The organism is Homoserinimonas sp., assembly GCF_056262345.1.
The window spans coordinates 1-9,060 of record NZ_JBACFR010000176.1 but is presented as its reverse complement, the minus strand read 5'-3'; the positions used below and the strand labels follow the sequence as shown (position 1 = coordinate 9,060).

The 9,060-nt window shown below is 64.0% G+C and carries 8 protein-coding genes; 5 read left to right on the top strand and 3 right to left on the bottom strand.

Translation table 11 applies throughout. From position 1 onward, the window contains the following. The first annotated feature begins 179 nt into the window (after positions 1–179). Positions 180–596, top strand: a complete 417-nt coding sequence (locus AC062T_RS08645) for a DUF6328 family protein (RefSeq protein ID WP_476029169.1) — start codon at positions 180–182, stop codon at positions 594–596. Positions 597–633: 37 nt separating this feature from the next. Further along, on the top strand, positions 634–900 hold the full coding sequence (locus AC062T_RS08640) for a DUF7218 family protein (RefSeq protein WP_476029167.1): 267 nt from the start codon (positions 634–636) through the stop codon (positions 898–900). A 65-nt stretch (positions 901–965) separates the two neighbouring features. On the opposite strand, the gene AC062T_RS08635 is transcribed toward AC062T_RS08640, so the two are convergent. Further along, a complete protein-coding gene (locus AC062T_RS08635) occupies positions 966–2,024 on the bottom strand; it encodes an ABC transporter substrate-binding protein (RefSeq protein WP_476029165.1) in 1,059 nt (352 codons plus the stop codon). Between the two features lie 283 nt (positions 2,025–2,307). Next, on the bottom strand, positions 2,308–4,086 hold the full coding sequence (locus tag AC062T_RS08630; RefSeq protein WP_476029163.1) for an ABC transporter permease: 1,779 nt from the start codon (positions 4,084–4,086) through the stop codon (positions 2,308–2,310). Positions 4,087–4,306: 220 nt separating this feature from the next. On the opposite strand from AC062T_RS08630, the gene AC062T_RS08625 reads away from it, so the two are divergent. The 3 genes from AC062T_RS08625 to AC062T_RS08615 all read left to right on the top strand — a co-directional run bounded on the left by AC062T_RS08625 (position 4,307) and on the right by AC062T_RS08615 (position 7,516). After that, complete coding sequence (locus AC062T_RS08625; RefSeq protein ID WP_476029171.1) at positions 4,307–5,095, top strand: alpha/beta fold hydrolase; 789 nt, start codon at positions 4,307–4,309, stop codon at positions 5,093–5,095. Positions 5,096–5,167: 72 nt separating this feature from the next. Continuing rightward, the gene (locus tag AC062T_RS08620; RefSeq protein WP_476029161.1) at positions 5,168–6,259 is read left to right on the top strand and encodes an ABC transporter ATP-binding protein; all 1,092 of its coding nucleotides are present in this window, start codon (positions 5,168–5,170) and stop codon (positions 6,257–6,259) included. A 24-nt stretch (positions 6,260–6,283) separates the two neighbouring features. Next, on the top strand, positions 6,284–7,516 hold the full coding sequence (locus tag AC062T_RS08615) for an MFS transporter (protein ID WP_476029159.1): 1,233 nt from the start codon (positions 6,284–6,286) through the stop codon (positions 7,514–7,516). A 25-nt stretch (positions 7,517–7,541) separates the two neighbouring features. Here the strand turns inward: AC062T_RS08615 and AC062T_RS08610 are convergent. After that, positions 7,542–9,060 (bottom strand): ABC transporter permease (locus AC062T_RS08610; RefSeq protein WP_476029157.1); only part of this gene is annotated, 1,519 nt, incomplete at its 5' end.

The following is a 9,060-nucleotide window of genomic DNA, read 5'->3' as shown; positions in this document are numbered from 1 at the left end:
ATGGGCAAGCCCTCGCCATCTCGGGTTGTGAAGGCCCTCACCGCAACCCCTGGCGAAAGCTAGGAGCCGCTCGTATTCTGGCCGGATGTTGTTACCATCTGGCCCTGGAGCTCGGCGTCCCACCGTTGTGTGTGGGGCGATGTTTGTGGGAGCGGCACAATCGGCGCGAGGGGTGCGCCGTGGCTCATGACGCGTTGCCAGAAGGCGAGGTCGATGCCGGGCGTAGAGAAACGGCCGACGAGCGTGCCGATCGCAACTGGGCGGAGATCGTGCAGGAGCTTCGCGCTACCCAAACCGGCTCCCTCATCCTGGGCGGTTTTTTGCTCACGTTGCCGTTTCAGCAACGTTTTTCGGAGCTTGAGCATTCGCAGGTCGTGCTGTACCTCGTGCTGGTGACCCTCGCGACCACCGTGACGCTCATTGGTCTGGCGCCGGTCGGTCTGCATCGGGTGCTGTTCCAGCAGCATCGCAAGCAGCGCCTCGGCGCGGTCGGCGATCACTTGCTCAAGCTCATGCTCGTGCTGGTAACCCTGCTTGCTGCCGGCGTCACAGTGCTGCTCTTCGACGTCGTGCTCGGGGTGCTCGGCGAGGACTAATGCGCAATGGGACAGCAGGCAACGAAAGGAGGGCACAATGCCCGGCAAGAAGAACCCGAGTCTCAAAGACCCGGAGCTTTATGAAAAGTTACGCGACGACGGTGCCTCCAAAGAGAAGGCGGCGAGGATCTCCAATGCTGCGGCACAGCAGGGGAGATCCACGATGGGGCACCGCGGCGGCGAAGCCGAGTCCTATGAGGATCGCACGGTGGGAGAGCTAAGAGCGCGGGCGAAGGAGCTGGGGCTTTCTGGCTACTCCGGCAAGCGCAAGGGCGAGCTTGTCGACATGCTGCGCAACCACTAGCGGCCCCAGATTTCTGCCGGTTAACGCACGAATCGGGGTGGCCGAAGCCACCCCGATCCCGTTGGTTACGCTCCGAAGATGCTCTTCCAGTTCGCGAGGTACTCGTCGAACCAGGCCTTGTCGAGCACGCGCTCGACGTTGGTGAGCTTGACCTCGCTGTCGCCGGCGAGGGTCTCGACCGAGGCTAGCGGGCTGAACGCGTCCTTAGCCGCGATGGCCTGGCCCTCTTCTGACATGAAGAAGTCCATGAAGAGCTGGGCTGCGTTCGGGCTCTTGCCCGACTCCGGCATAAAGAACATGTTGCCGATGGCCAGGGCGGGGTCGGGAACCGCGAACTCGATCGGCGCGCCCTTCTCCTTGAGACCTGCCATGTCCGCAGCCGAGACGAAGGCGCCAACGGCGACCTCACCGGCGGCGAGTGCCTCCTGGAGCGCAAACGCGCTCGGGTAGAGGGCGGGGTCCTGTGCGGCGAGATCCTTGGAGTAGTCGGGGTTGTGGGTTTCTTCGACAAAAGCCCAGTGGTCCGCGTGAATCGCCGGCTCGGGCCGTGCGGTGCCGATGGCGCCGTTGCCAAGCTTAGAGACCATGAGGTCGTCATACGACTCAACGCTGTCGGAGTAGAGCGACGTGTTCCAGCCGATCACCATGAGTCCGAGTCCGGCATTGACGACCATGTTGTCGGTCACGTAGTCGCCCCACTCGCCGGCCTGGGTGGCGGGGCCTTCGAGCTCCGAGATCCAGCCCTTGTCTGCCTTGTCGAGAATCCACCCGTAGTCGACCGAGGTGACGACGTCGGCGCCGTCTGCTCCCGTCTCGTGCTCTGCTTCGAGCGCGGCGTTCATGTCGGCGGTGCCCATGACGAGAATCTCGAGGGTGATCTCGGGGTACTTCTCCTCGAAGGCGGCCTTGAGGCCGTCGCGCACTGCCGCAGGGGCGACGGAGTACCAGGTGAGCTGGCCCTCCTTCTTCGCCGCGTCAATCACGGACTGCCATTCGGCGTCGACGGATGCATCGGGGGTTGCTGCGGTTTCGTTGCCGTCGCTGGCGGCGCAGCCAGTGGCGACGAGTGAGAGTGCGAGCAGTGCTCCTGCCGCTGCGCTCATGCGCTTTGTTTGCCTCTTCACGGTGGTTCCCTTCAACTTTCGTTGGTGTGGAGTCGCCTCGCGGTCCACGTGCCGGTGGGGATGTGATGTGCATGGAGGGCGGCCGCTGACCATTCAGTCGTCCGCAACGCTGCGGGTGACCGCGGACCACTTCGTCCGCGAGGCCGGATGGCCCTGACTGGTTCGGCGACGCTATCGTTCGGCTTCCTGTGAGGGCTGGCGAACATCCACGACTCTTTTGATAATCATTATGATAGTTACGCTTGATTGGAAAAGCCAGACTTGGGCGCAAATCCGGCGTCGCTCACAGGGAGTCGAGAGTGTTCTTGCCGCCCAGTTTGACCGCCACGATCAAGCCAACCGCGGTGACCGCAGACATGATGAGACTCACGGCGGCCACCATCGGGTAGGAGCCGTGCGTCCACTCTGCGTACAGCAGTGTGCCCAGCACCTGGGTGCGTGCCGAGCGGACGAACATCGATGCGGCGAACTCATGCGTCAAGATCACGAATGCGAGGATGCCGGCGCCAGCCATTGCCCCTCTCATCATGGGAATCACGACGGTGAGGTGGGCGCGAACGATGCCGGCCCCGCTCGCCCGGGCGGCATCTTCGTGCGAGGTGCCGATAGCCATTCGCGAGGCAAGTTGCATGCGCACGGTGAACGGGATCACGAGCACCACATAGGTGAGCACGATCAGAAGCGGGGTTCCGTAGAGCATGAACGGGTTGCCCGTGTAGACGAAGAGCAGGCCGACGCCGAAGACGACCGCCGGAACGCCGAGCGGAATCTGAATGAGCACATCGATGATGCCGCGAACGATCGTGTTGCCGCGCTTGCGGTACAGGATCTCGGTGAGCAGGTACCCGAGCGGCAGGGCGATGATGATCGCGCCGACCGAGGTGCCGACGCTGTTGATCAGCGCGTCCATGATCGCGGGCGTGCTGAACGCCTGCGCGAAGTTATCGAGGGTCAGCTTGGTGATCGTCGCGGTCCAGAAGGGCATCAGCGAGACCAGGATGATGGCGCCGAACGGCAGCACGATCGTGAAGAACGCGTAGACGGCGAGGATGGGCGCCGCGAGACGGGACGGCTTGCCCGGGCGGGACGTGCCCTTGGTGCCCGTGCTCACGAAGCGAAAATCGTTTCGCAGCAGCAGGCGCTGAACGAGGATGAAGATAATTCCCGCGATGAGCAATGGCGAGGCCACGGCCGCCGCGAGGGCGAAGTCGGTGGGTGCCGTGCCGCCGAAGCGGTAAATCTCGGTTGCCAGAACCCGGATGCCTTCTCGAGACCCGAGAAACTGGGGGGCCGTGAGCTGGCCCAGGCCGAGCAGCATGGCAAATGCCGCCGAATAGACCAGTGCGGGGCGGAGCATGGGCAGCACAACCGAGAAGAACGCCCTGGTGGAGGACGCACCGGCAACGGATGCGGCTTCGATGGTCTCAAAGTTCAGTTGCTTCAGACTGCCCTGAATAAAGAGGTAGACGAGGGGCGCGAGCTGGAGCCCGGTCACGATCACGATGCCGGGAACGCTGTAGATATTGAGTGGGCCGCTCGGCAGGCCGACTTCGGGGGCTGCGACATCGATAAAGGGGAGTGCCCGCAGTGCGATGTTGACGAAGCCCACCTGGGGGGAAAGCAGGAAGGCCCAGCCCACGACGACCGCAACAGCCGGCAGCACGATCGGGAGAATGGGGATGACCGTCATCCAGGAGTGCCGTTTGGGCAGGCGAAGCGAGAACCAGGCGAGCGTGGTGCCGAGGGCGAGCGAGATGACGAGCGAACCGAACCCGAGCACGACGGTCGTGAGCAGCGTCGTGCCGATGTCGGGCAGAGCCATGGCCTCGAGGTAGGCTCGTCCGCCGTCTTCCAAGGCGAGGTATTGCAGTCGCAACAGTGGGTAGACCACGAGGAAGGCGAGGATGAGGGCCAGGCCCGAGGTGAGGCCGTGTCGGCGGAACCAGGCGCCGAGCGCCGTGCGACCGCGGGGGGCCAGAGAGTCCTCGGCCTCACTGCTGAGGCCGGGCGCTGGCGTGGCTGCGGTGTGCTCAGCCGTGGCGGTGGGGGTGGTGTCAGGCACTGAGGTCCTCCCGAATCGCGTCATCGCGATGTGATGTGGGCGTGAGCCCGAAGTGTGTACTCCTATAAATCTTTACATACAAATGACGGCCAGGGGAGGAATTCTCTCCTAAAAGGCCGGTTCAACACTGTAATCTTTATATATTTCCCGCTCGTTTCCGTATATGCTTTGAGCCGACCGACCGATGCTGCTTGGATCTGGAGGAGACCCATTGGACTCTGTGCTCGAAACCATCTCGCTGTCCGCTCTGACCACGAAGGTCAAGAAGACGGGGCAGGGGCCAACTCTTCTTATGATCCAAGGCCTCGGAACCGACCACCGTGCATGGGATCCGGTGATCGCACACCTCGCACCGCACGTGCGATGCATCTCGTTCGATAACCGCGGCGTCGGAGACGCGAGTGATGTCGGCCCAGAGACCACGATGGAAGACCTCGCCGACGATGCCGCCGAGCTGATAGAAGCTCTCGGAGAGGGCCCGCTCCATGTGTGTGGTGTCTCCATGGGAGGCGCCATCGCGATGCGCGTGGCCTCGCGGCATCCGCACCTGGTCACGAGCCTCGCCCTGCACTCGACAGCGGCCCGCCCCGACCCTCGACTGCGCGCCATTCTCGACTTTCGCAAGAAGATCGTCGACGGCGGCAACGCCTCGGAGCTTCTGCGCGAGTTCGTGGCGATCACCGCGTTTAGCCAGGACAAGATGGCGCAGCCCCTGCCGGAGGGCGCAACCGAGATCGACAAGATCGATGCCGTCGAATACTCGGCCCACCTGCGCGTTGCCACGGAACAGTGGATGACCGACGAGGAGCTCGCCAAGATCACCGCACCGACACTCGTCACGGTGGGGTCGGAAGATATCCTCACCACCCCCGACCATTCGCGTGACCTGTATCGCGGCATCTCGGGCGCAGAGCTCGTCGTCGTCGAGGGCGGAGGGCACGCGTACTACGCAGAAAACCCCGGGCTTTTTGCCTCGATCCAAATGGGCTGGACCCTGCGCAACGCATGACACACGGGGTGCCGAACGGCACCCATGATCAGGCGTCGTGATCGACGCTGGTGAGTGAAAGGAAGAGGGCCGATGGCTGCCGGGATCACCGTATCGAATCTAACCAAGGGCTTCGGTTCCACCACAGTGGTGGACGGGCTCGACCTCGAAGTTGAGCAGGGCGAGATTCTTGTTCTGCTGGGGCCAAGCGGATGTGGCAAGACCACGACGCTGCGCTGCCTTGCGGGTCTCGAGACGCCAAGTGGGGGAACCATCGCGTTCGACGACAAGACCGTCTTCGACGGCGCCAGCCGCCGCAACGTGCCCATCAATAAGCGCAACATCGGCATGGTCTTTCAGTCCTACGCGCTGTGGCCGCACATGACGGTGCGACAGAACATCGCCTATCCCCTCAAGGTGCGCGGCATGAAGTCAGCCATCGCCGACGGGTGGGTAGAGCGTGCCGCCGAGATGGTGCACTGCACCAATCTTCTCGACCGGTACCCTGCCCAGCTCAGCGGTGGGCAGCAGCAGCGCATCGCACTGGCCCGTGGCCTGGTTGCCCAGCCCAAGGTCGTGCTCCTCGATGAACCACTGAGCAACCTCGATGCCAAGCTGCGCGACCAGGTGCGCACCGAGATTCGCGAGCTTCATCAGGAACTGGGATTCACTGCCGTGCTCGTCACCCACGACCAAGAAGAGGCGCTTGCTCTGGGCGATCGGGTCGCGATTATGAAGGACGGGCGCATAGAGCAGCTCGATACCCCCGAGAAGCTCTTTGTGAAGCCGGCAACCGAATACGTAGCTGGGTTTGTTGGCATGTCCAACCGCATTGAGTGGACTCGCAACGGCAGTGAGTGGCTCTCGACGGGTGGTGCCCGCATGAGCGCGAACGATCTCACCGCTCTCTCGGGTGACCGGGCCGTCTCTCTCATTCGGCCCGACGACCTCAGGGTGCACGCGGCAAAGCCGGCCGCTATGGATCGCTCCCTCGTTCTTGACGCCACGCTCGTCACGGCGGAATACGGCGGACGCCACGTCGACGTGACGCTCAACGCCCAGGGCACCCGTCTACACGTGCGCACGGGCACGGGGGAGTCGGAGGCGTGGATTCGCGCGCTTGCTCCCGGTGCGCCGGTCGCCGTCAGTGCCCCGTTTGCGAGCCTTCACTCGTTCTCTGCATAGCTAGCGGTTGACGGCGACACAGAGGTGGCAGGGGCGGAGGATGCTGCGCGAGGATTCGCCTGGTGGTGGACGGCCACGTACAGCAGGGCGATCACCGCGGCATTGTTCGTGTGGGGCGGCTACTGGCTCGCGATAACCGTTCTGCAGTGGCATGTCGCCTCGATGCCGCAGACAACGCCCGATCAGGTGGGGCTGCTCTACTTCATCCAGCTGTCGCCCATGCTGCTGCTGACTCCTTTTGTCGGGCCGCTGCTTGATCGGATCGGCGGCAGGCCGGTGCTCGTTGCGGCCGGCATCGTCATGGCACTCGTTTCAGCCGCAGGGCTGGCACTCGGGGCGGCTGGCCTGCTCGGGTTTGGGGCGAGCGCCGTGCTCTCCGCCTGTCTCGGCCTGTGCATGGCGATCGGCTCTCCCGCCGTGCATGCCTTCGTGCCCACAACAATCGACCCCGGCGGCCTCGGGCCAGCGGTGCGGTCGGTCGCCGTGTCTCAGAACGTTGCCCGCCTCATCGGTCCTGCGGCGGCGGGGCTCCTTCTCCTTCGGATCGGGGTGCCCTATTCGCTCGTGGCCGTCACTGCCGCCGCGGTCGTGGGGGTCCTGCTCCTCGTGCGTGCGCCGCGGCTCGTGAACCCCGCAGTCATCTCTCCTACGGCAGATTCGGATGGCGTAGCCGCCGGGCCGGGAATCCAGCGGCTCTTCTCGGGCTTCCGCATCGCTTTCGCCCTTCCCCTCGCGCGCCGGGCGCTGCTCCTTACGCTCGCCAACTCCGTGCTCGGCCTCTCCCACGTCTCGATGCTGCCGCTCATTGCGACGGATGTGCTCCGAGTCGGCGAGGGCGGCTATGCGGCGATGATGGCCGCCGGCGGTGCGGGAGCGATGCTCGGCGCGCTGCTGCCGCTGCGCATGCGCACCCTCCGGCCTATCAGCGCCTTATTCGTCCTCAGCGCTGCCGCACTGGCCTTTCTGGCGCTCGCCGCATCGTTGCCGTTTGCCGTGGCCGCCAGCGGGGTGCTCGGGGCTCTGGGAGTCATGGTCGCCATAAGCCTCAACGTCCATCTGCAGGCTGGAATCGGGCACGAAGTCCGGGGCAGAATCATGAGCCTCTTCACGTGGGCGTGGGGCGGATTCCTGCCCGTCGGAGGGCTCTTTCTCGGTCTCGTCGCCGGCAGCTTCTCCGTAGAAACGGCGCTGCTGTCGTCCGCCGTTCTTCTCGTCTGCGTCGCCGCAGCAAACGCAGCGTTCGGCCGCGTCCGCTAGAGCGGGCCACACCGTGGCCGGCAGGTCAGAGGCGCGAGAGAGTGTCTCGCCCTCCGGCTTTGACGGCGATGATGAGGCCGAGAGCGGTAACGACCGACATGATGATGCTCACGGTAGCGACCATGGGGTACGAGCCGCGGGACCACTGGTCGTAAAGAAGCGTGCCCAGTACCTGTGTTCGGGTGGATCGCACGAACATTGATGCCGCGAACTCGTGGGTGAGAATCACGAACATCAGCACGCTGGCTCCCACGAGACCACCCCGCATCATGGGCATCACGACGCTCCAATGGGTGCGAAATACCCCTGCGCCGCTGGCCCGTGACGCGTCGTCATACGCGCTGCCGATCGACATTCGCGCCGCAAGCTGCATGCGCACGGTGAAGGGCAATACAAGCACGACGTAGGTGAGCACGATGAGCTGAGGAGTTCCGTAGAGCATGAACGGGTTTCCCACGTAGACGTAGAGGAGCCCGACGCCGAAGACGACGGCGGGCACGCCGAGCGGAATCTGCACGATTAGCTCGAGCAGTCCTCGCACCATGCTGTTGCCGCGGCGCCGGTACAGAACCTCAGTGAGGAGATAGCCGAGGGGCAGCGCGATGGCGATGGCGCCCACGGATGTTGTGATGCTATTGACGAGGGCATCGACGATTCCCGGGTCGTTGAATGCCGTGACGAAGTTCTTGCCGGTCAGAAGCGAGAAGCTGAACTGGCCGGTCCAATAGGGCGAGAGTGCAACCAGGGCGAGGGCGGCGAAGGGCAGCGCGAGCGTGACAACGCCGAACGTCGCGATCAGCGGGGCGGCGATTGCGGAGGTTCGAAGCGGTCGGGACGCTCCTTTTGCCCCGGCGCTTACGAAGCGGAACTCGTCCTTGAGCAGCATCCGCTGCACCAGTATGAACGCAATGCCGGCGATGAGAAGTGGTGACGATACCGCCGCGGCGAGGCCGAAGTCTGTCGGCGATTCGGCCCCGAAATGGTAGATCTCGGTGGCGAGAACACGAATGTTGTCTCGCGACCCCAAAAACTGAGGCGCAGTGAGCTGGCCGAGACCGATGAGCATGGCGAATGCTGACGAGTAGACGAGGGCGGGGCGTAGCAGCGGTAGCACTATGGAGAAGAACGCGCGAATCGGCGAGGCTCCAGCGACGGATGCGGCTTCGATGCTCTCGTAGTTGAGCTGCTTCAGGCTGCCTTGAACGAATAGGAACACGAGGGGAACCATCTGGAGGCCGGTCACCACGATGATCCCGGGGACGGTGTAGATATTGAGAGGGCCGCTCGGCAGCCCAACCTCGGGTGCCGGTACGTTGATGAACGGCAGGGCCCGAAGGGCCACGTTGATGAAACCAACCTGTGGTGAGAGCAGGAATGCCCAGCCAACAACAACGGCAACGCCGGGTAAGACCATGGGCAGAATCGGTACCGTGGCCAACCAGCGCGACCGGTGCGGCAAACGGAGGGCAAACCAGGCGAGTGCCGTGCCCAGGACTACCGCGATTACAAGAGACCCGATACCCAGAGCGAGGGTCGTCGCGATG

Excerpts from the sequence above, each read along its gene's own strand:
- AC062T_RS08640 (WP_476029167.1), top strand. The coding sequence starts at position 634 with ATGCCCGGCAAGAAGAACCCGAGTCTCAAAGACCCGGAGCTTTATGAA.
- AC062T_RS08620 (WP_476029161.1), top strand. The coding sequence starts at position 5,168 with ATGGCTGCCGGGATCACCGTATCGAATCTAACCAAGGGCTTCGGTTCC.